Annotated in this window: 20 protein-coding genes; 15 read left to right on the forward strand and 5 right to left on the reverse strand. The window is 66.7% G+C overall.

Annotation, left to right across the window (positions count from 1 at the left end; all coding sequences use genetic code 11):
- Positions 1-235: 235 nt before the first annotated feature.
- The gene (locus E1P53_RS16525) at positions 236-832 is read right to left on the reverse strand and encodes a hypothetical protein (protein WP_040526315.1); all 597 of its coding nucleotides are present in this window, start codon (positions 830-832) and stop codon (positions 236-238) included.
- 82 nt (positions 833-914) lie between these two features.
- Between E1P53_RS16525 and E1P53_RS16530 the strand changes: the two genes are divergently transcribed.
- From E1P53_RS16530 to E1P53_RS16555, 6 genes are all read left to right on the forward strand, one after another.
- Positions 915-1598, forward strand: coding sequence for a TetR family transcriptional regulator (locus tag E1P53_RS16530; RefSeq protein WP_040526317.1), 684 nt, complete (start codon positions 915-917; stop codon positions 1596-1598).
- 160 nt (positions 1599-1758) lie between these two features.
- Complete coding sequence (locus E1P53_RS16535) at positions 1759-2922, forward strand: acyl-CoA dehydrogenase (protein WP_006899080.1); 1164 nt, start codon at positions 1759-1761, stop codon at positions 2920-2922.
- Positions 2923-3587: 665 nt separating this feature from the next.
- Positions 3588-3998, forward strand: a complete 411-nt coding sequence (locus E1P53_RS16540; protein ID WP_131734943.1) for a hypothetical protein — start codon at positions 3588-3590, stop codon at positions 3996-3998.
- Positions 3965-6220 (forward strand): DEAD/DEAH box helicase, encoded by a 2256-nt coding sequence (locus E1P53_RS16545; RefSeq protein WP_220398986.1) that lies wholly within the window; start codon positions 3965-3967, stop codon positions 6218-6220. Before E1P53_RS16540 ends, E1P53_RS16545 begins: the two co-directional genes overlap by 34 nt.
- Before the next feature lie 80 nt (positions 6221-6300).
- Positions 6301-7134, forward strand: a complete 834-nt coding sequence (locus E1P53_RS16550; RefSeq protein WP_131734944.1) for a hypothetical protein — start codon at positions 6301-6303, stop codon at positions 7132-7134.
- On the forward strand, positions 7131-9260 hold the full coding sequence (locus E1P53_RS16555) for a 3'-5' exonuclease (protein ID WP_131734945.1): 2130 nt from the start codon (positions 7131-7133) through the stop codon (positions 9258-9260). The genes E1P53_RS16550 and E1P53_RS16555 overlap by 4 nt, the downstream gene beginning before the upstream one ends.
- A 244-nt stretch (positions 9261-9504) precedes the next feature.
- Here E1P53_RS16555 and E1P53_RS20850 read toward each other — a convergent pair whose 3' ends face one another.
- Positions 9505-10074 carry a hypothetical protein gene (locus E1P53_RS20850; protein WP_244941213.1) on the reverse strand — a complete coding sequence of 190 codons (570 nt, stop codon included), beginning with the start codon at positions 10072-10074 and terminating at the stop codon, positions 9505-9507.
- On the opposite strand from E1P53_RS20850, the gene E1P53_RS20855 reads away from it, so the two are divergent.
- Both E1P53_RS20855 and E1P53_RS20860 read left to right on the forward strand, forming a co-directional pair.
- On the forward strand, positions 10067-10447 hold the full coding sequence (locus E1P53_RS20855; RefSeq protein ID WP_244941214.1) for an SIR2 family NAD-dependent protein deacylase: 381 nt from the start codon (positions 10067-10069) through the stop codon (positions 10445-10447). The genes E1P53_RS20850 and E1P53_RS20855 overlap by 8 nt on opposite strands.
- Before the next feature lie 59 nt (positions 10448-10506).
- Positions 10507-10710 carry a hypothetical protein gene (locus E1P53_RS20860; RefSeq protein ID WP_244941215.1) on the forward strand — a complete coding sequence of 68 codons (204 nt, stop codon included), beginning with the start codon at positions 10507-10509 and terminating at the stop codon, positions 10708-10710.
- Between the two features lie 100 nt (positions 10711-10810).
- Here the strand turns inward: E1P53_RS20860 and E1P53_RS16565 are convergent, their stop codons facing one another.
- Both E1P53_RS16565 and E1P53_RS16570 read right to left on the reverse strand, forming a co-directional pair.
- Positions 10811-11473 (reverse strand): YdcF family protein, encoded by a 663-nt coding sequence (locus E1P53_RS16565; RefSeq protein WP_040526915.1) that lies wholly within the window; start codon positions 11471-11473, stop codon positions 10811-10813.
- A 124-nt stretch (positions 11474-11597) separates the two neighbouring features.
- Positions 11598-13082 (reverse strand): NAD-dependent succinate-semialdehyde dehydrogenase, encoded by a 1485-nt coding sequence (locus tag E1P53_RS16570; protein WP_131734946.1) that lies wholly within the window; start codon positions 13080-13082, stop codon positions 11598-11600.
- Positions 13083-13251: 169 nt separating this feature from the next.
- Here E1P53_RS16570 and E1P53_RS16575 point away from each other — a divergent pair, with 169 nt between their 5' ends.
- From E1P53_RS16575 to ccsB, 7 genes are all read left to right on the forward strand, one after another.
- On the forward strand, positions 13252-14124 hold the full coding sequence (locus E1P53_RS16575) for an SGNH/GDSL hydrolase family protein (RefSeq protein WP_131734947.1): 873 nt from the start codon (positions 13252-13254) through the stop codon (positions 14122-14124).
- Between the two features lie 98 nt (positions 14125-14222).
- The gene (gene hemL / locus E1P53_RS16580; RefSeq protein WP_131734948.1) at positions 14223-15569 is read left to right on the forward strand and encodes a glutamate-1-semialdehyde 2,1-aminomutase; all 1347 of its coding nucleotides are present in this window, start codon (positions 14223-14225) and stop codon (positions 15567-15569) included.
- The gene (locus E1P53_RS16585) at positions 15569-16195 is read left to right on the forward strand and encodes a histidine phosphatase family protein (protein ID WP_109238126.1); all 627 of its coding nucleotides are present in this window, start codon (positions 15569-15571) and stop codon (positions 16193-16195) included. Before hemL ends, E1P53_RS16585 begins: the two co-directional genes overlap by 1 nt.
- Before the next feature lie 21 nt (positions 16196-16216).
- Entirely contained in the window at positions 16217-16813 is a 597-nt protein-coding gene (locus E1P53_RS16590; RefSeq protein ID WP_109238125.1) for a TlpA family protein disulfide reductase, read from the forward strand.
- A complete protein-coding gene (locus tag E1P53_RS16595; protein WP_006900819.1) occupies positions 16813-17616 on the forward strand; it encodes a cytochrome c biogenesis CcdA family protein in 804 nt (267 codons plus the stop codon). Before E1P53_RS16590 ends, E1P53_RS16595 begins: the two co-directional genes overlap by 1 nt.
- A gap of 14 nt (positions 17617-17630) precedes the next feature.
- Entirely contained in the window at positions 17631-19367 is a 1737-nt protein-coding gene (gene resB, locus E1P53_RS16600) for a cytochrome c biogenesis protein ResB (RefSeq protein ID WP_131734949.1), read from the forward strand.
- 24 nt (positions 19368-19391) lie between these two features.
- Positions 19392-20417 carry a c-type cytochrome biogenesis protein CcsB gene (gene ccsB, locus E1P53_RS16605; protein ID WP_109238292.1) on the forward strand — a complete coding sequence of 342 codons (1026 nt, stop codon included), beginning with the start codon at positions 19392-19394 and terminating at the stop codon, positions 20415-20417.
- A gap of 53 nt (positions 20418-20470) precedes the next feature.
- On the opposite strand, the gene E1P53_RS16610 is transcribed toward ccsB, so the two are convergent.
- A complete protein-coding gene (locus E1P53_RS16610) occupies positions 20471-20968 on the reverse strand; it encodes a helix-turn-helix domain-containing protein (protein ID WP_109238123.1) in 498 nt (165 codons plus the stop codon).
- Between the last annotated feature and the right edge of the window lie 68 nt (positions 20969-21036).

Raw genomic sequence — 21036 nt, forward strand, 5'->3', positions numbered from 1 at the left:
GCCGCGTCCGGATGGGTGAGCGCCGAGGACTCCCGGCGACCGCGGACGCGCGTGCGCCCCGGCGCTCCACAGGGGTGTTCGGCCGCGGTTGTGGTTGTCCGGGTCCCGAGTCCCGCACGGACTGAGAGCGTCCCCCGAAAGCGGCCTCCTGCGGATCGTCGACGACGAGGTGTCATCCACGTGTCCGCCGAGGGTGCTTCTCGGGGGTGGCCTTCCGTCGTCGGTACGGGTCCGGTCACACCCAGTGCCGGAACCCCGGATTGTCGAAGCGCTCGCCCAGCGACGCGGCGATGTTCGTCGGCACGAGCTCCCTCGGGATGACGATGCGCTCGCCGTACGCGCCGTGGGCCCTGATGCGGATCACATTGCGGCCCACGATGATCCGGCCGATCTGCGACAGCCGGACGACCTGGGTGTGCGTGCCCGACGTGAACGCGATGTGGTCGGGTCCGAACTCGGCGGAGAGCGGGATCCCGGCGCCGTAGTACCGGCGGATCATGTACGGCGTCCACGCCGTCATCATCAGGATCGAGATGACGGTGATGAGGGCGAAGGCGGCGGTGAGGACCAGCGTCACCTTCCGCTCGTCGGTCATGCCGAACCACATCGCGCCCAAGCCGATCGCCTGAGACAGCCAGATCGGGATGACGGTCGCGAGCAGCGACCCGCGTCCGTTCTCGCGCTGTATCCGTTTCGCCATGCCCTCGTCGGCGATCACATGGGTCCGGACGACCGGGCCGTAGGTCTGAGGTGGTGGCGGTGCCGGCCACGGATTCGGCCGATGCGGCGGGTGTCCGAAGCGCGCGGGATCGCCGGGTGGCCACTGATTCATCGCCGTGAAACGGTACGCGGTGGGTCGAATCGAGCGCGAGGTCCACGCGAATGACCCGCGAACCTGTGGTGATACTTGACGCATGTCAGTTGCCGATGTCGATGGTGCGGGCTTTCGCATGCACGTCGTCGCCGAGTCGATCCGGCTGTTCAGCGAGCACGGGTACGAGTCGACGACGGTCGAGCAGATCGCGTCGGCGGCCGGGATGTCGCGCCGGACGTTCTTCCGGCAGTTCGGGTCCAAGGAAGACGTCATCTTCGCCGACCACGAGACGCTGCTCGCGCAGGTCGGCGAGGCCCTGGCATCGTACGACGGCGACCCGTGGTCGGCGGTGTGCGCAGCGGCGGAGGTGGTGTTCAGTCACTTCGAGCGGGACCGCGACCTGGCGGTGCGTCGTGCGCAGGTGGTCCAGGAGGTTCCGGCGCTGCGCGACCGCGAGCTGGTGACGACCTACCGCTACCAGGGCGCCTTCGAGGAGTTCCTCCGTCGGGAGCTGCCCGGCGAGCCGCCGGTGCACATCGTCGCCTACGTCGCGGCGATCACCGGCACCCACAACTACCTGCTCCGACAGATGATCCGCGGAGACGCCGAGGCGAGCGTCGACCGGCTCCGGCGGGAGCTGGCGCGAGTCCGGACGGCACTCGGTGCCGTACGCGAGCCGAGCGCCGACGCGGCCGAACAGCAGGTGACGGTGGTGACGTATCCGGCCGGGACGTCGGCCGAGGAGGTCGCGCGCCGGGTGGCCGAGCAGCTCCGGAATTCTTGACGGGTTTTCGCAGGTCCCGGACACGGTGGGGGCAAGCGAGGACAATCGGGGGCGTGGGTGGCCGCTCCCTGGTGGTGTGGCACATTGACATGGCACTCAGTGCCGTGTTGCACTGGTGATCGACCACAGAAACTGGCACCCCGTGCCGTGAGGAGTTGACATGGGTTACGGAAATCCCGACTTCGACGTCTTCCAGCTCCCGGAGGAGCACGTCGCACTGCGTGACGCGATCCGCTCGCTCGCCGAGAAGGAGATCGAGCCCCACGCCGCCGACGTCGACGAGAAGTCGCGCTTCCCGGAGGAGGCGCTCAACGCGCTGAACGCCTCGGGCTTCAACGCCATCCACGTCCCCGAGGAGTACGGCGGCCAGGGCGGCGACTCGATCGCGGCCTGCATCGTCATCGAAGAGGTTGCCCGTGTGTGCGCCTCGTCGTCGCTGATCCCGGCCGTGAACAAGCTCGGCACCATGGGCCTGATCCTCAACGGCTCGGAAGAGCTGAAGCAGAAAGTGCTGCCGTCGATCGCCTCCGGTGAGGCCATGGCCTCCTACGCGCTGTCCGAGCGCGAGGCCGGCTCCGACGCCGCCGGCATGAAGACCCGCGCCCGCCGCGACGGCAACAACTGGGTCCTCAACGGCTCCAAGTGCTGGATCACCAACGGCGGCAAGTCGACCTGGTACACCGTCATGGCCGTCACCGATCCGGAGAAGCGCGCCAACGGCATCTCGGCCTTCATGGTCCACAAGGACGATCCCGGCTTCACGGTCGGCCCGCTGGAGAAGAAGCTCGGCATCAAGGGCTCGCCCACCGCCGAGCTGTACTTCGAGGACTGCACCATCCCGCTCGACCGCATCATCGGCGACGAGGGCACCGGCTTCAAGACCGCCCTGCAGACCCTCGACCACACCCGCCCGACCATCGGCGCCCAGGCTGTCGGTATCGCGCAGGGTGCGCTCGACAAGGCCATCGAGTACGTCAAGGACCGCAAGCAGTTCGGCAAGCCGATCGCCTCGTTCCAGGGCGTCGAGTTCATGATCGCCGACATGGCGATGAAGGTCGAGGCCGCGCGCCTCATGGTCTACAGCGCCGCCGCCCGCGCAGAGCGTGGCGAGAAGAACCTCGGCTTCATCTCGTCGGCCTCGAAGTGCCTCGCCTCGGACGTGGCCATGGAGGTCACCACCGACGCCGTCCAGCTCTTCGGTGGCGCCGGCTACACTCGCGACTTCCCGGTCGAGCGCATGATGCGCGATGCCAAGATCACCCAGATCTACGAGGGCACCAACCAGATCCAGCGCGTCGTCATGAGCCGCGCGCTGCTCCGATGAGCACGGTCTAGCTCACCAGCTCACCAAGGGTGTTCGCCCCGCCGACTTCGGTCGGCGGGGCGGATTTCATTCTTGGGGGTGGGTTTCGCGTGACGCTGTTTCCGATCGGCTGATCAGATCCAATGGGCAGGAAAGGCCCTGACATCGGACACGAAATCAGGCGGGAGCGCCTTGGGTCGTTTTGGGACAAGAGTGATTCGGCGGAGCGTCCGTCCCATCTCGTCTCGAGACTCCCAAAGAAGCGGTAGCGGACAACGCTAGGAGGCAGTCCATTGAACGTCTGGAGTCGAGCCTCGTAGACCTGAGGCAAGAGACATTTCACGCGTCGCAACCCTGTCCTTTTTGCGTCCTCCATTGCGCACTGGTGCGCAAGTGCGGCAGCTTATTGCCGTCGCCTGAGGGCGAGTCACGTTCTTACACAGACATCTTGACAATGCCCGGGCATGATGACATCCTCCCCGCCAGCGCCTCCCGGCACTAACGATCAGCTGTCACCCATCCGTTCCTCACGCCCTTGTCCTCCTCCGTATCGATCGCTCCTCACCGTAGTCCCGGGGTGTGACATCCACGGAACCTCCTCGTCAGGGTGTTTCGATATCCTCGCACCAACGCAGAGCGAGGTATCAATCGAATTGAGACGAGTCGAACGCGAGCGCGTCAAAGCGGTGTCCGACCTGGTCAGCAACACCATCCGGCGTGCAGAGGCTGTCACCGCAGCACGCGAAGAGGCGGCCAAGGAGAGTGCCGATGCAGTCGCGGCGTTCCGTGCGCGCCTCGTCCTGGTCGGGAGTGACGTAGCCGACAGTGTGCATGTCTTGCCGCTGTATGCGCGGGACACGGCAAAGCTCACGGCGCTTGCGCGCCACACGAACCTGCCACCGATGACCGCAGCAGACGAGCGTGCCATCGCAGCGCTGACCGGTGACGCTGCCGCAGCACTTCGGGATGCGAGGGTTCTGCTCGGCGCGCGTCGGTGGTTTCTCGGATCCGCACGACGAGCCACTGCTGTCGCGGCCGTCGATGCACTCACCCGCTTCGGATCGTGGTCGAGGATTCTCGAGTCGAGCCGCGGCTGAGCGAGTTGTTACCGTCCGATGCGACAGACATCGACGACCTGCGGTCCGTAACCAGCAGTGCAGTCGGGTTGACCGCACACATACCGGACCTCGGCGAGGCAGACCTCATCGACCCGGCGACAACGGTCGATCTGCCCACCGCGATCTCGGTGGTGACGCGTGCCGCGGATCATGAGGCTGCAGCCAGGAAGGCTGCAGTCGACGCGGGTTCTGCGATTCGCAGGATCGAGACAGAGAAGCTCATTCGGGAAATGCCCGTAGAACGGTTGAAGGACGCCACCCGAGACCGGCTCCGCGTGTCGGCACTGACAGACGCCGGCATTCAGACGGTCGCAGAGGTCCTTCGCCACGGGGACATCCTGGAAGAACTGCCGGGAGTGGGTCCGACCACCGCGAACCGCATGCGTGGTGCAGCGCAGACGTTATGGCAAACCATCTACGACGAGACGCCGGTACGCATCGACATCGCCAAGCGCGAATCGCACACCACAGCACTGCTGGTGGCGCTGCGGCGCTGGGATACAGCACGGAAATCCCTGCCGTCCGAGAGCCAGGTCGAAGTAGCGCGAGCACTGGATGCCATCATCCCCAAGACTGCGGTCAACCCCGAAGGCTACGTGGTGTTCGCACACGACAAAGCTCGGGCACGAGCACTGATCGCAGACATCGAGTCGGTGTGTGCCCGCCGCCGGTTGCTGGTGGGAGCCGATGTCGCTGACACCGACCCGTGGAACGACTTCCTCTCCCGGCCGGCTGATTACTTCGCCATGCTCTCCGAACTGGGCTTGTTCGTCGAAGACGAGGCGAAGATGCACGGCGACCTCTCGGATGAGATCATTGCGGCAGTCCGAGAGCAGAAGCTTGACACCCAGTACTTGAACGCATCGCTGCGTGGTTACCAGAGCTTCGGCGCCAGATTTGCGATCACCCAGAAGAAGGTGATCATCGGCGATGAGATGGGCCTCGGAAAGACGGTCGAGGCCCTCGCTGTTCTCGCTCACCTGAGGGCCGCCGGGGCACACCACTTCCTGGTGATCTGTCCAGCGGCGGTCGTGACGAACTGGATGCGCGAGATCGCGACCAAGACAACCCTGACGCCTCATCGAATCCACGGATCGTTCCGCAAGACAGCAGCGGCGCAGTGGATGAGAAAGGGCGGCATCGCAGTCACGACGTTCGAGACCCTCGCGTGGCTGGAAGCAGAGGCCGTCCGACCCGACGACCTCGCATGCATCGTCGTTGACGAGGCTCACTACATCAAGAACCCAGGCGCCCAAAGATCTCGCAGGGTCGCGGCACTCATCGACTCGGTGCCGCGGGCAATTCTTCTCACCGGCACACCACTGGAAAACCGGATCGGCGAATTCCGAAACCTCGTCGAATACCTGCGTCCAGACCTCACGGTCGATGACTCAGAACTCTCTTCGCGTCGGTTTCGGCAGCAGGTCGCACCTGCATACCTCCGGCGAAATCAAGAGGACGTGCTGACCGAGTTGCCCGAACTGGTGGAAGTGAACGAGTGGCTCCCGATGTCCCCGGAGGACTTTGCCGCCTATCGTTCAGCGGTCTCGGATGGCAACTTCATGGCGATGCGCCAGGCGGCGATGACGCAAGGTGCCAGGTCGGTCAAGGTTGCGCGGCTCCTGGAGCTCGTTGCGGAGGCAAAAGAGAACGAACGGCGTGTCATTGTGTTCTCTCACTTCCGGCAAGTCCTCGACGGCATCGTGAGTGCGCTTCCCGGCCAGGTATTCGGTCCGTTGACCGGCTCCGTACCGGCCGCACGTCGTCAGGAGATGGTCGATGAGTTCTCGGCGGCTCCGCACGGCGCAGTGCTCGTCGCCCAGATCGTCGCAGGTGGTGTCGGCCTCAACATCCAGTCGGCGTCCATGGTGGTGATCTGCGAACCACAACTCAAGCCGACAACAGAGTGGCAGGCCATCGCTCGCGCACGCCGGATGGGCCAGCTCGAATCGGTGCAGGTCCATCGACTCCTTAGTGAGGAAGGTGTCGACATGCGTATCACCGAGATCCTTGCGAACAAGAGCATGCTCTTCCAGGACTTCGCGCGCGTCAGCGATATCGCAGACAGCGCTCCCGAGGCGGTGGACATTTCCGAAGCGGAGTTGGCCCGTGAGGTCGTTGCGCAGGAGCGAGAGCGTCTGCTATCTCGACAATCAAACGCGGACAGCACAACACCGGATCTGGCAGACTCTGACGCGTGAATGACTACGCGGGTGTGTTGTATTCACCGGTACTCGAGCACGCGGTGACCCGGCCACCGGCTCTGCGCGGATGAACAAGCATGAAACACCGATACCGGTCGAATCAACAGCTAACGGCGCGACGCATCCGTCGCTACGACGAGTACATGCGGCGCGAGGTGCTCGACCCTGCGGGCCATTTCGTGTGTGCGTCGGCGCGCGAATGCCTCGACTCGGCTCGGGCGGCGAACCCGGGATGCTCATATTACGAAGGACAACTCGGCTACATCGGAAGCCATTACGACCTGTCGGTGGATGGCACACCGTGGCGAATGCTGTTCGTCGGCATGGAACTGGGCGGAACGATCGCACCCTACTCGCGGATCGATCGCGTGACTCGCTCCGCTGACCACACTCGGGCGTATGTTCCCGCGAATCGAAATCCGCACATGAAAGGGGTCGTGCTCGGCATCCGTTACGCCCTCGGTCTCGGCGCGTACGGAGACGCTGAATGGGTCGAGTTCGACGGCACAGGAGAACGCGCGCACGTTCTCGACTGCTACGCCCTGATGAACGCACGTTTGTGCTCTGCTACCGAGAAACCGTACAGCAACGCCTCTGCCGGCACCGACGAGATGACCAGGAGATGCTTTCGCCATCTCCAAGCCGTGATGGAGATCCTCGAGCCGACGCTCGTGGTGATCCAGGGCAAGGGTTTGTGGCGCGAACTCGGGCCGTTGTTGCCAGGTGAAGACATCGGTGATGGCCGGGTGGCACTCCGCCGCGTCGCTTCGCCGGTTTCCACTCTCGTTGCTGCCCTGTCCCACCCGCGCTCGGAGCAGTACCGCTGGCAGGCCTCAGACGACTTCTACTTCCAGGGGGTGGTCGCGCCGGCGATCTGCGCGGCCGTGCAGATCGCACGGAGTGATCGATGAGTGCGAGACAGGTCGAGGCCCGTCGGTTGATCATCTCCAAGGAGTTCCAGAAGGATTTCGCACGACTAGAGAAGACTGTTCAGGACAAGGTACGGGAGCTCCCCCGAAAGTTTGCCACTCCCGAACTCATCGGCACACACGTCGAACCGGTGAACAATGCCGCGCACCCGCGGTTTCGGACAGTCCGCGTGGATCGTTCGGTCAGGGCTGTGGTCTTGGCGCCGGAGCGAGGCAACACCTACACACTGATCAAAGTCCTGCCACACGATGACGCCTACAAGTGGGTAGAACGCACCAGAATGGACGTCTCCAGAATCGACGGAAGCGTCGATTTCTGGGAGCCCCCGGTCTCCGGAAGCGGTTCGAAGAAGGTTGCGCGAGCAGAGGCGCTCTTTGGCTCCATTGCTGATGAAGATCTGATCTATCTCGGCATCACAGCAGAGATCGTTGGATTCGCCCGTACCCTACGGTCGACCGAGGATCTCGACCGCGCTCAGAAGTGGATGCCGCCCAGCCAGTGGCAGGTCCTCAACAGTCTCGCTATGGGGCAGAGGGTCGACGAGGTGCGGTTGCGTCTGGTAGCCGACGCGGCGTCATTGCCAGAATCTGAAGCCGCTCAGGACGACTTGGATGCAGCGATCGCGCGAAGCGTCGATCAGTTCCACGTGGTCTCCGACGAAGAAGACTTCAACCGGATCCTCGACTATCCGTTCGACGTCTGGCGCAACTATCTCCATCCCAGTCAGCTTGCCCTTGTCAATGCCGACTATGACGGTCCAGCCCGGATCACGGGAGGCCCCGGCACGGGCAAGACTGTTGTATCTGTCCACCGGGCGCACCGGTTGGCTCAGCGTCGAGACGGATACGTCTTGCTGACCACATACAACAAGACACTTGCCAGGCAGATGGAACGCAACGTGGATCTGCTCGTCGACGATCCCGAAATCCGCAGGCGCATAAGGGTGAGAACTGTCGACAGCTTTGCGCGAAGCGTGTTCGAGCACTACCACGGCACGCTCGCGAGCGATAGATTCATGGCTCGCCCCGCAAACCTCTGGCAGAAGATCGCCAACGAACTCGAGCTCGATTTCACCGGCAGGTTTCTCCACGAAGAGCACGTTGAAGTAATTCTCGCCCAGACGATCACATCGGAGGAAGAGTATCTTCGCGCGCGCAGGTCCGGTCGCGGGAAACCGATCGGGGCGAGCCAGCGGAAGACGATATGGCGTGCAGTGACCCGGTTCAACGAACTGATGGCCACTCGGGGGTGGTGGACCTTCGAGACGATCCTTCACGAGGCGGCCCGGGTGATGCCTGAGATCGCGCAGAAGGACCCCGGTTACCGTTACATCATCGTCGACGAAGCGCAGGACCTCACCCCAGACCATTGGCGACTTCTTGCGGCGGCCATGTCGGATCAGACCAATGGGTTGTTCATCTCCGGTGACGCCCAGCAAACGATCTATCGTCGCCAGACATCCATGCGCTCCTTCGGGATCAATGTTGTGGGCCGGTCGACCAGACTTCACAAGAATCATCGTGTGTCTGCTGAAATCCTTCGGTGGGCACACGACTTCCTCCGTGCCGTGGGAGACGAGAGCCCGCCAGAGTCGGACTCTGAAGGCGAGATTGCGGATGAGGGGGCACCTGACACCGCCAGCTTCTCCGGATTTGTACCCGTCACACGCGGATTTGATGACTCCTCAGAGGAACTCGACTACGTCGTCGAGACAATCCGAGGATGGACTGAGGACATGGGGTACTCCGCCGACGAGATCGGAGTGTTGGCCCGAAGCCACGAACAAGTCAAAACGGTGCGTGAGGTACTGAAGGACCGCGGAATTGCCTGTCGGGCACTGGATGACCTGCGTCGCAGGGGAGTGGCGGTCGGGACCATGCACAGTGCCAAGGGGCTAGAGTTCCGTTGCGTTGTGGTCGTGGGTGTCAGCGAGGACCAAGTCCCACCAGCGGGCTCGGTCACGCCGAAGACAGACGATGCCGTCACGCACCGAGCGGACATGGAGAGGGAGAGGAAACTACTGTTCGTAGCCTGTACACGAGCGCGCGAAGACCTGTTGGTCACTTGGACGGGGCAGCCGAGCCTCTTCATAAAACCGGGCATCTGAGATTGGGGTTCAGTAATGCCGTTGCCGTTCGATTCGCGAACCGAACGACACTCTGAGTTCGGATCGCCACGTGTGGGCTGTTCATCAATCAATCCTTCGCACAAGGGTTTGGGTGGGAGTGGAGTTGTCCAGTGTGGAGAACGGGGAATGACCGGGTCGGAGGGCTGCATCTTAGGCTCTCGTCGTGACCGAAAGTGTTTCTGAGCACGGCCATCTGTTCGTCCTGCACGGCAAGATCGAGAACTTAGATCACGATGCGGTGATCGTGCCGACCGACTCCGCGTTCGTCATCGAGCCGCATTGGAAACCCGTCGCCGGAGACGTGGACTGGGCCCGCCCCGCCGACTGGTCGAGCCGGCTTCTCGGTCGGAGTGCGACGGGTGAGCCGGTCTGGTTCATCAGCGTCGCCGATGCGCAGTTGACCGACGAGGAACTCGTCCGCCGTCTGCGGGAGACATTGCGGCAGATCGCGGATTCGGATGTCGTGGGGCCCGGGGACAGGGTGCTCCGACGCGTCGCGCTGCCGGTGCTCGGCATCGGTGCGGGTGGGCTCGGCGGTCGTCGAGGGGCCATCCTCCGTGCATTGCTGGCCGCACTCCGCGAGGAGGCCTCCGGGCTGGGCCTCGACATCCTGCTGGTCACACCCGACGACGCGGTCTTCAGTGCAGCGCAGCACGCCAGGCGGAACCTGCAGGCGGCCGGGGTGAGCTTCTGGGAACTCGACGACGCGGAGACGGAGGAAGCGAAGCGACTCGGCACCCTCGCCGCAGAAGGGTATCTCGCACTGTTCCTCGGTGCCGGAAGCGATGACCACCAACTACGACGATCTGTACAAGAAGGCTGTCGAGGCGGCCGGCCGTCCGCGCCCGACCATCCTCCAGTGGCACGCGGTCGACGGCTCCCGCCCATGGCTGCTCAAGTTGCATGGCGACATCGACCGGACGGAGGGCATCGTCCTCACCCGGCGGGACTTCGTACTGTTCGACGCCAAGTCGCGCCCGGCGGGTTCGCTTCTCCAGGTGTTGTTGCTGACCAGGCACGTGCTCATCGTCGGAGCTTCCCTGTCCGACGGAAACGTCATTCGTCTGGCGATGGAGGTCGACGAGTTCCTGCGCCCGAGTATCGGGCGATCGGAGCAGGGTGCCTTTGTCGACGTGTCCGGCGTCGAGGCGCGAAAGGGCTTGTGAAGGACCAGTTCCGGTGGTTCGTCTGCAGCGGTGAGGATCGACCTGAGCGGGTCCGCAGCATGGAGATCTTCCTCGACGCCGTCGCGGCCTATGCGGCGACGGACGCGCCGTGGCTGCTCGATCCGCGTTTCGACGGCCTTCTCGACGACCGGGACCGCGAGGTCGTGCGTCGAGTCAGGGAGCTCGCACCCGCGGTGAACGGCGCGTCGGGTCTGTTGGACCCGCTCAAGCGGGCCCTGGGAACACTAGGCGCCGGTTCCTGACGTCACGTGAGCCGAAGTGGTTGCGCGGGAGGGGATGTCGCGTGGCCTTCGTGGCTCGGCGCCTGCGCTCCTCGCACCTCGACTCAGGCGGCGCCCGCCCCTACGCGTACGCCGGCCGGAACACCAGCCGCGCGCCCTGGGCCTTCGCGGCGTCGCGGAAGTTCTTCAGCGCGCGGTCCATGTGGAAGTCGTTGGTGACGATCACCGCGCCGGTCGCGCCCATGCGCTTGAGCATGCGCACGGTGTTCTCGGCGTTCTGGACCGTCGACGTCGACTTGCCCTCGTTGACCATCTGCCACACCGGGATTCCGCGGCGGATGAGGCCGACGTTCATGAACTGGGCCTCGGTGATCGGGAGCCAGTGGGTGTCGCCGCCGGAGACGATGACGCGGTTGAAAGGATGCTGCTTGGCCAGCTTCGCGGCGTGGTTGAGTCGGCGCTTCATGATCTCGGGGGTCTGGCCGAGGACGCCGAACTTGGCCCCGAGCACGACGATGTAGCGGGTCGGCGGGCTTTCCCAGAGGAAGAGGCTGTTCCGGGTGCCGAACTCGGAGCTGCCGAAGTCGACGCTGCCGAAGTCGCCCCGGCTGATGTCGGCGCTGCCGGTGTTGCCGCTGCCGAGGTCGGAGCTGCCGAGATCGGCACTGGCAGCTGTCGATTCGATGTTCGCCACGCCGGGGTCACCGATTCCGGAGACGGTCATGCCACCGGCGATCACTGCCACGGTCGCCGCGACCGTGGGCACGATTCTTCTCAGTCGCATGTTCTCGACGGTACGTAGAAGTACGGCCGTACAGGTTTCGATGCAATAACATCTGTATCACCAGTCACTTACGTAACAACGGTGAGTGGCGGATGCCTGAGGGGATCGCCGCCCCATGAGCCGCTCAGGTCAGCGCGATGTACTTCACGTTCAGGTACTCGTCGATGCCCTCGGTGCCGCCCTCCCGGCCGATGCCGGACTGCTTTATGCCGCCGAAAGGCGCTGCGGCATCGGAGATCACACCGCGGTTCACCCCGACCATGCCCGACTCGAGGCGGGACGCGACGCGCATGCACCGCTCCAGGTCCCGGCTGTAGAAGTACGACGCCAGGCCGTACTCGGTGGAGTTGGCGGCGGCGATGCCGTCGTCCTCGGCGTCGAAGGTGCTGATGACGGCGACCGGTCCGAAGATCTCCTCGCGGGTGATCGGCGCGTACGGGTCGACGTCGTCGAGAACCGTCGCGGGGTAGAAGAATCCGCGCCCTTCGGGCCGCTCTCCGCCCAGCCGCACGCGGGTGCCGTCGCTCACCGCCTGTTCGACGAGCTCGGCGACCTTGTCCCGCTGCTTGGCGTTCACCAGCGGGCCGAGCGTCACGCCGTCCCGGTAACCCGGACCCATCACGACCTGCGACATCTTGTCCACGAGCTTCGTCGTGAACTCCTCGGCGACGCCGGACTGGACCAGGAAGCGGTTGCCGGCGGTGCAGGCCTCGCCCCCGTTGCGCATCTTCGCCAGATACGCGCCCTCCACGGCGGCGTCGACGTCGGCGTCGTCGAACACCAGGAACGGGGCGTTGCCGCCGAGCTCCATCGAGGTGCGCTGCACGCGTTCGGCGGCCTGTCCCAGCAGGGTTCGGCCGACCGGGGTCGAGCCGGTGAAGCTGATCTTCTTGATCCGGTCGTCGGAGATCAGCGCCGACGACATCGTGCTGCTCGAGCTGGTCGGGAGCACCGAGAGGACGCCGGGCGGCAGGCCGGCCTCCGCGAACGCCTCGGCCAGCGCCAGCATGGTCAGCGGGGTCTCCCCGGCCGGCTTCACGAGCATCACGTTGCCCGCCGCGAGGGCCGGGGCGATCTTGCGCGTCCCCATGGCGAGCGGGAAGTTCCACGGCGTGATCGCCAGGCACGGGCCGACGGGCTGATGTGTCACCAGGATTCGGCCGTTGCCCGCCGGGGCCTGCGTGAACCGGCCGCCGATGCGCACCGCCTCCTCGGCGAACCAACGCAGGAACTCGTTGCCGTACTTGGTCTCTGCACGACTGTCCGGCAGTGCGCGGCCGAGTTCGAGCGTCATCAGCATGGCGATGTCGTCGGCACGGTCGGTGAGCAACTCGAAGGTGCGGCGCAGGATCTCGCTGCGCTCGCGCGCCGGTGTCGCGGCCCAGTCGTCGGCCGCACCGGCGGCGGAGTCCAGCGCGGCGATCGCGTCGTCGGCCCCCGCGTCGGCCACCGACGTCAGGACTTCTTCGGTGGCCGGATCGAACACCTCGAACGTCTTGCCCGAGGCGGCCGGCGTCGACCGCCCGTCGATCCACAGGCCGGTCGGCACGCCGTCGAGAATCGCCTGCGGACCGAGCACGTCCTTGCTGTCGGCTTCGCTGGAGCTCATGCGGCCTCACATCCTCGTCGTCGGTTGTCGCCTGCGGTTGACGCCTTTCCCACGCTACCGGCGCCGGGTGTGGTTGCCGACCGGCTTCGCGCACACGCACGATGGCGGTGTGGACGAACGACGAACCGCCCGAGTCGGTCGCAGGAGAGCTGCCCTACGCGGGTTCGCAATGCTCGCGGCGGTTGCGGCCCTCGCGGTCGGATGCTCGGCCGACGACGGGCGGTCCGAGACCGACGACACCGTCACGTCCTCGGCCGCGGAGAGCAGCGCGCGCGAACCCGGCCGCGTGCGCCTGGTGAACCTCGGCGACAGCTTCGCCTCGGGGACAGGCGTGCGGCCGCTGGTCGAGGACTCGCCGATCTTCTGCCTGCGGTCGAGCCGGAACTTCGCCCACATCGTCGCCGCGGAGGACGACTACGACCTCGTCGACGTCAGCTGCGCCGGCGCCGACACCGGCGACCTCACCGAAGCACAGTACGAAGGGGTCCCGCCGCAACTCGACGCGCTCGACGGGGACGCCGACGTCGTCACCGTGATGATCGGCGGCAACAACGAGGGCACCTACGGTCGCGCCATCGATCTGTGCGGGCAGGCCGCCGAGGCCGATCCGCTCGGGGCGCCGTGCACCGAACGTCATGGCCGTGACCTGATCGACCCCGTGGACCGCGACATCTACCCGGCCGTGCGCGAGGCATTGCGTCAGGTGAGATCGAAGGCGCCGAGCGCGGAGGTGCTGCTGATCGGCTATCCGTGGCTGGTGCCCGAGGACGGGGGCTGCTACCCGGAGATGAAGGTCGCGGCAGGCGACCTCGCGCTGCTGCGCCGGTTGCAGGTCGCGGTCAACGACGCCGGACGTCGCGCGGCCGACGAGGAGGGCGTGCGGTTCGTCGACATGCTCCCGCCGAGCGCCGGGCACGACGCCTGCGCCGGTCCGCAGCGGTGGATCGAGCCGATGACCGCATCGGGTCCGGGCAGGCTGCACCCCAACGCCGCGGGGCAGGAGGCGATCGCCGAACAGGTCCGAAAGGCCCTCGCCGGATGACGCCCGGGGAGGCGTCCCTGCACACCGACCAGTGACCGGTCACACCTTTGACCAGCGGCGATTTGGGTCACCGGGTGCCGTTTGGAAGACTGTAGGCCGTGACTGGTACCGCTGACGCCCCCAAGGTCGAACACACCGACACCTCCGCCGCGCTCTTCGCCCGTGCGGCCGAGGCGATCCCGGGCGGCGTCAACTCTCCGGTCCGCGCGTTCTCCGCGGTCGGCGGAACCCCGCGCTTCATCTCGAGCGCCGAGGGTTGCCGTCTGCGCGACGCCGACGGCAACACCTACGTCGACCTCGTCGCGTCGTGGGGCCCGATGATCCTGGGCCACGCCCATCCGGCCGTCGTCGAGGCCGTGCAGCGCGCCGCGTCGGGAGGGCTGTCGTTCGGCGCTCCCACCGAGGCCGAGATCGAACTCGCCGAGGAGATCATCGGCCGCGTCGACCCGGTGCAGCGCGTCCGCCTGGTCAACTCGGGCACCGAGGCCACCATGTCGGCCATCCGCCTCGCCCGCGGTTACACCGGCCGTTCCAAGATCATCAAGTTCGCCGGCTGCTACCACGGCCACGTCGACGCCCTGCTCGCCTCCGCCGGGTCCGGCGTCGCGACGCTCGGCCTGCCGACCAGCCCGGGCGTCACCGGGGCGTCGGCGCACGACACCCTGGTGCTGCCCTACAACGACCTCGAGGCCGTCGCGAAGGCCTTCGAGAAGCACGGCGACGACATCGCCGCGGTCATCACCGAGGCGGCCGCCGGCAACATGGGCGCCATCGCCCCGGTCGACGGCTTCAACGCGGGCCTGCGTGAACTGACCAGCCGCCACGGCGCGCTGCTCATCATGGACGAGGTGATGACGGGCTTCCGCGTCAGCCCGAGCGGCTGGTACGGACTCGAGGGCGTCGCCGGCGACCTCTACACCTTCGGCAAGGTGATGAGCGGCGGCCTTCCTGCCGCGGCGTTCGGCGGTCGTGCCGACATCATGGAGCGCCTCGCGCCCACCGGCCCCGTCTACCAGGCCGGCACCCTGTCCGGTAACCCCGTCGCGGTGGCCGCCGGACTCGCCACCCTGCGCCACGCCGACCACGACGTCTACGCCAAGCTCGACGCCAATGCCGACCGTCTCGCGACGCTGCTCACCGAGGCCCTCACCGCCGCCGGTGTCGGCCACCGCGTGCAGAAGGCGGGAAACCTGCTCAGTGTGTTCTTCACGACCGACCCGGAGATCCCGGTCTTCGACTACGCGGGCGTCAGCGCGACCGAGACCTGGAGATTCGCCCCGTTCTTCCACGCGCTGCTCGAGCGCGGCGTCTATCCGCCGCCGAGTGCCTTCGAGGCCTGGTTTGTGTCCGCAGCACTCGACGAGGATGCTTTCTCGCAGATCGCCGACGCGCTGCCCGCCGCAGCGCGTGCAGCCGCCACAGCCACCCCGGGGGACAACGCCTGATGCACACGATCGTCCACATGATGCGCCACGGAGAGGTTCACAACCCGGAGGGCATCCTCTACGGTCGCCTGCCCGGCTTTCATCTCTCCGCCGACGGCCGGGCACAGGCCCAGAAGGTGGCCGACGCCCTCGCCGACCACGACATCAAGGCCGTCTTCGCGTCGCCGCTGCAGCGTGCGCAGGAGACCGCGACCCCGATCGCCGCGGCCCACGGGCTCGAGATCCAGACCAACGACGACCTCATCGAGGCCGACAACGTCTTCGAGGGCCTCAAGGTCTCGGTCGGCGACGGCGCGCTGAGCAAGCCGCGACACTGGCCCAAGCTGCGCGACCCGTTCACGCCGTCGTGGGGCGAGCCCTACATCCAGCTCGCGCACCGCATGCTGGCCGCGGCCAACAAGGCCCGCGACGCCGCGCGCGGACACGAGGCGGTGTGCGTCAGCCACCAGCTGCCCGTCTACACGCTGCGCCGGTTCCTCGAGGGCCAGCGGCTGTGGCACGACCCGCGTCGTCGCCAGTGCTCGCTCGCCTCGCTGACCAGCCTGATCTACGACGACGACGCGCTCGTCGACATCATCTACTCCGAGCCGGCCGGCGCATCCGACCCGCTGGCCACCGGTGCCTGATCCGAAGGTCTGAGAAGAAAAGTGCGAAGGTTCCTCCTGCCGGCAGTGCTGTCGGCCGCCCTCATCCTGCTCGTCGGCGGCTGCAGCACCGGCGACGACGCGGTCGCGCAGGGGAACACCTTCCAGTTCGTCTCGCCCGGCGGACAGACCGTGATCACCTACGACCCCGCCGATCGCAAGCCCATCGCCGAACTCTCGGGTGAGGATCTGGTGAGTGGGCAGCCGCTGTCGCTGTCCGACGAGAGGTTCGACGACAAGGTCGTCGTGCTCAACGTGTGGGGGTCCTGGTGCGGGCCGTGCCGCGGCGAGGCCGACGACCTCGAGCGCGTCTACGAGGGCAACCGCGACGACGGCGTGGAGTTCCTCGGCATCAACCTGCGCGATGACCGCAATTCCGCCAAGGACTTCGTCATCGACCGCAACGTCGGGTTCCCGTCGATCTACGACTTCTCCGGGCTGTCGCTGGCCGCGCTGACCACCCCGACCTCGGTGGTCCCGACGACGATCGTCCTGGATCGCCGCCACCGTCCGGCCGCGGTCTTCCTCAAGGCCGTCTCGGACTCCGAACTCGACGCGGTCGTCAAGCGGGTCGCCGCGGAACCGGCGGGGCAATCCTGATGGAGACCGTCCTCGCCGCCTCGATCGGCGACACCTTCGCCGACACCGTGACCAGCGGCCCGCTGCTGCTCGCGCTCGCGGCGTGCCTGCTCGCCGGCCTGGTCTCGTTCGCCTCGCCGTGCGTCGTGCCGCTCGTGCCCGGGTACCTGTCGTACCTGGCCGGGCTGGTCGGCGCCGAGGCCCCGGCCGTGACGCCGGGGGAGGGGGCAAAGAAGGGCCGCAGCCGGGTCGCGTTCGCGGCCGGCCTCTTCGTGCTCGGCTTCACCGTCGTCTTCGTCGCGGCCACCGCCACCGTGCTCGGGGTCACCAGCACCTTCGTGGTGAACCGCGAACTGCTGCAGCGCATCGGCGGAGTGGTCACCATCGCGATGGGCCTGGTGTTCATCGGTCTCGTCCGGCCCCTGCAGCGGGAGGTGCGGTTCGAGCCGGTGCGGGTGTCCAATCTGGTCGGGGCGCCCCTGCTCGGCGCGGTGTTCGCGCTCGGGTGGACGCCGTGCCTCGGGCCGACGCTGGCGTCGGTCATCGCGACCGTCAGCGGCACCGAGGGCGCGACCGCGGCCAAGGGCGTGACCCTCATCGTCGCGTACTGCCTGGGTCTGGGCCTGCCGTTCGTGATCCTCGCGTTCTCCTCCGCGTGGGCCCTGCGCAGCCTCGGCTGGCTGCGTCGCAACGCCCGGACCATCCAGGTCATCGGCGGTGTCCTGCTCATCGCGGTCGGCGTCGCCCTGGTGACCGGCTGGTGGGACCAGTTCATCGTCTGGATCCAGGTGCACTTCGTCACCGACACCGAACTACCGATCTGAGTGTGCGAGAACCCATGGCAGATGTGACCGACACCGACGTCGCCGACCGACCGCGGTCGGAGGCCGAGAGCCCCTCGCCGCGCAAGGCGCACTGGGCTCGGCGCCGGATCCTCTGGCCGCTGCGCAACCTGTGGCGTTCGCTCACCTCGATGCGCACCGCGCTGCTGCTGCTGTTCCTGCTGGCGCTCGCCGCCATCCCCGGTGCCCTGCTGCCGCAGCGGGACCTGAACGAGCAGAAGACGCTCGAGTACATCGCCGCACGCGGCAAGCTCGGCACGCTGATGGACAGGCTGCAGCTGTTCGACGTCTTCTCCAGCGCCTGGTTCACCGCGATCTACGTGCTGTTGTTCGTCTCGCTCGTCGGCTGCCTCACGCCCCGCATGGTGGAGCACTTCAAGAGCCTGCGCGCCAGGCCGGTCGCGGCCCCGCGCAACCTCTCGCGCCTGCCACGGCACATCACGCGGACCGTCGACGGCACGCCCGAGGAGATCGCCGAGCGCATCGACTCCCGCCTGCGCGGATGGCGCAGCGAGGTCGTCGCGCGCGAACCGAGCAAGGCCTATCCGGACGGCTGCGTCGAGGTGTCGGCGGAGAAGGGCTACCTGCGCGAGTTCGGCAACCTGGTCTTCCACTTCGCGTTGCTGGCGCTGCTGGTGTCCATCGCGGTCGGCAAGCTGTACGGCTACGAGGGAACCCGCAGCCTCGTCGCCGACGGCGAGCAGGGCATGTGCAACACCTCGACCGCGGTCTACGACTCCTTCCGGGCCGGCAACCTCGTCGACGGCACCGACCTGTCGAAATTCTGCTTCCGCGTCGACGACTTCTCGGCGACGTTCCTGCCGAGCGGACAGCCGGACATGTACGACGCGACCATCAGCTATGCCGAAGGCGACGCGGTGCGCGACCCGGCCGCGTGGACCACGACGTCGGTGAAGGTCAACGAGCCGCTGCGCGTGGCGGGCGACCGCGTGTACGTGCTGGGCAACGGTTTCGCGCCGACGTTCACCGTGACCTTCCCCAATGGCGAGAAGCGCACGCAGACCACGCCCTTCGTGCCCGACGAGCTGCAGACGATGCTGTCGTCGGGTGCGATGCGCTTCGACACCCCGGCCGGTCTCTACCCCGACGCAGACGAGCGCCGCAAGAACCAGATCGCGCTCGAGGGCCTGTTCGCCCCGGACGCGCTCTACCACGGGACCCTGCTGACCTCCGCGTCGCCGGAACCGAGGGACCCGGCGGTCGCGATCCGGATCTTCAAGGGCGACACCGGGCTCGACACCGGCAAGCCGCAGAACGCCTACTCGCTCGACCAGGACCTCATCGAACAGGGCCGGCTCCAGCGGCAGGCGCAGGTGAACCTCGCGGTGGGGCAGAGCCACACCCTCGCCGACGGCACCACGGTCACCTTCGACGGCTACCAGCGCTGGGTGTCGGTGCAGGTCTCGCACGACCCGGCGCAGATCTGGGTGCTGGTCAGCGCGGTCGTGATGCTCGGCGGCCTGTTGGTGTCCCTGCTGGTCCGCCGCCGCCGCATCTGGGCGCGACTGGTGCCGGCGCCTGCCGGGGAATCGGCCGGTCAGGCGGGCGGCCCCGACTCCGCCGAAGAGAAACGACGTACTGTAGTAGAGATCGCCGGGCTGGCGCGCACCGACCAGGCCGGCTGGGGCGAGGGCTTCGACGAGCAGGCGGCCGCACTGGTGGCCGATGACGCGGACCCGTCCTCCTCACGGCGCACGACGCGGCGGCTGTAGGGCCGTCGGCGAAAGGAATCTGTGATGAACGGAAGCATTCAGGTCGACGAGACGCTCGCGCGGTACTCCGATCTGCTCTTCGGCACGGCGATGGCCGTGTACGTGGTCGCGGCCTTCCTGTTCTTCGGTGCGCTGGCTGCGGTTCGCGGTCGCAAGCTCGAGGAGCGCGAGCTCGTCCGCGCCGGGGCAGGGGCGTCGGGCAACGGCACGACGACCGAGGACCGGGTGCCCGGTCGCGTCGAGGGGCCGCAGCGCCGGACCCTGGGCGACAAGCTCGGCAACATGGGCCTGCCGGTCGTGATCGTCGGCCTCATCGCGCACCTCGCGTCGATCGTGCTGCGCGCCATGGCCACCGAGCGCGTGCCGTGGGGCAACATGTACGAGTTCGTCTCGATGACCTGCGCCGCCGGCGTCATCGCGGCACTGGTCATCCTGCGCAAGCCCGAGCACCGGCCGCTGCTGTCGTTCGTCCTGTTGCCCGTCGTCCTGCTGATGTTCATCGCCGGCCGCTGGCTCTACACGCAGGCCGCGCCGGTGGTCCCGGCACTCAAGTCGTACTGGCTGGCCGTCCACGTCTCGATCATCTCGGTGTCGTCGGGCATCCTCATGGTCTCGGGCGTCGCCAGCATCCTGTACCTGCTGAAGCTGCGATTCGCCGCCAACCCCGCCGACGACACGTCGTCGACGACGCGCTCCGGTTTCGGCGGTGCGATGCGCCGGATCATCGACCACGTCCCGTCCGCGGAGAACCTCGACCGCCTCGCCTACCGGACGGTGGTCGTCGGGTTCCCGCTCTTCGGTCTCGGCGTCATCTGCGGCGCCATCTGGGCCGAGGCGGCCTGGGGCCGATTCTGGGGCTGGGACCCGAAGGAGACGGTGTCCTTCATCGCGTGGGTGATCTACGCGGCCTATTTGCACGCGCGCGCGACCGCCGGCTGGCGCAACACGTCTGCGGCATGGATCAACGTCGCCGGCTTCGTGGCGATGCTGTTCAACCTGTTCATCATCAACCTGGTGGTCTCGGGTCTGCACTCGTACGCGGGCCTCTGATCGCCTCCGGCCGGGTCCTCTGCAGAGGCCGGGACGCCGGACGAATCGCGCTGCTAAGAGCCGGAGGCGGCCGACGACGATGATCCCGGGTCGGCGCCCGAACCCTCGGCCTGCTTCGCCAGCGCCTGGGACTTGACGAGCTTGAGCAGGTCGATGAGGGTGTCGATGGTCTCCGGGCACAGCGACCCGAGGTCGGTCCCCGCGAGGTGGCTGCCGGTGGCCTCGAGCATCTCGACGTAGTTCTGCTGCTGTCGGACCCGCTCGAGGTCCTCCTCGGGATTCGACAGGAAGTACGTGACGCTGACGTCGAAGGCCCGTGCGATCGCCTCGACCGTGCGGAACGACGGGGTGCGCGCCTTGCCGGTACGCAACTGGGAGATGTAGGCGTCCGACAGCGAGTATCCGAGGCGGTTCGCCTTCTCGGCGATCTTCTTCCCCGTGTACCGGACGCCGTTCTCGTCACGGCTGTGCTCGAAGAGATGGCCGATCTTGTCGGCGAAACTCAGGTCGTCATCGGTCGACGCCCCTTGCGGAGATCGTCCCGGGTTCAACGGCGCCCTCTCTCAGGTCAGTCTGCGTGGGATCGACGATGGGAGACGTTACCCTACCGTGAGGTATG

The sequence above is a fragment of the Gordonia paraffinivorans genome (assembly GCF_900683595.1).
Lineage (GTDB): Bacteria > Actinomycetota > Actinomycetes > Mycobacteriales > Mycobacteriaceae > Gordonia > Gordonia paraffinivorans.

Excerpts from the sequence above, each read along its gene's own strand:
- E1P53_RS16535 (WP_006899080.1), top strand. The coding sequence starts at position 1,759 with ATGGGTTACGGAAATCCCGACTTCGACGTCTTCCAGCTCCCGGAGGAG.
- E1P53_RS16570 (WP_131734946.1), bottom strand. The coding sequence starts at position 13,082 with ATGAGCTCCAGCGAAGCCGACAGCAAGGACGTGCTCGGTCCGCAGGCG.
- resB (WP_131734949.1), top strand. The coding sequence starts at position 17,631 with ATGGCAGATGTGACCGACACCGACGTCGCCGACCGACCGCGGTCGGAG.
- E1P53_RS16530 (WP_040526317.1), top strand. The coding sequence starts at position 915 with ATGTCAGTTGCCGATGTCGATGGTGCGGGCTTTCGCATGCACGTCGTC.
- E1P53_RS16565 (WP_040526915.1), bottom strand. The coding sequence starts at position 11,473 with ATGCGACTGAGAAGAATCGTGCCCACGGTCGCGGCGACCGTGGCAGTG.
- E1P53_RS16575 (WP_131734947.1), top strand. The coding sequence starts at position 13,252 with ATGCTCGCGGCGGTTGCGGCCCTCGCGGTCGGATGCTCGGCCGACGAC.
- E1P53_RS20860 (WP_244941215.1), top strand. The coding sequence starts at position 10,507 with ATGGAGATCTTCCTCGACGCCGTCGCGGCCTATGCGGCGACGGACGCG.
- ccsB (WP_109238292.1), top strand. The coding sequence starts at position 19,392 with ATGAACGGAAGCATTCAGGTCGACGAGACGCTCGCGCGGTACTCCGAT.
- E1P53_RS16525 (WP_040526315.1), bottom strand. The coding sequence starts at position 832 with ATGAATCAGTGGCCACCCGGCGATCCCGCGCGCTTCGGACACCCGCCG.
- E1P53_RS16555 (WP_131734945.1), top strand. The coding sequence starts at position 7,131 with ATGAGTGCGAGACAGGTCGAGGCCCGTCGGTTGATCATCTCCAAGGAG.
- E1P53_RS20855 (WP_244941214.1), top strand. The coding sequence starts at position 10,067 with ATGACCACCAACTACGACGATCTGTACAAGAAGGCTGTCGAGGCGGCC.
- E1P53_RS16550 (WP_131734944.1), top strand. The coding sequence starts at position 6,301 with ATGAAACACCGATACCGGTCGAATCAACAGCTAACGGCGCGACGCATC.
- E1P53_RS16595 (WP_006900819.1), top strand. The coding sequence starts at position 16,813 with ATGGAGACCGTCCTCGCCGCCTCGATCGGCGACACCTTCGCCGACACC.
- E1P53_RS16585 (WP_109238126.1), top strand. The coding sequence starts at position 15,569 with ATGCACACGATCGTCCACATGATGCGCCACGGAGAGGTTCACAACCCG.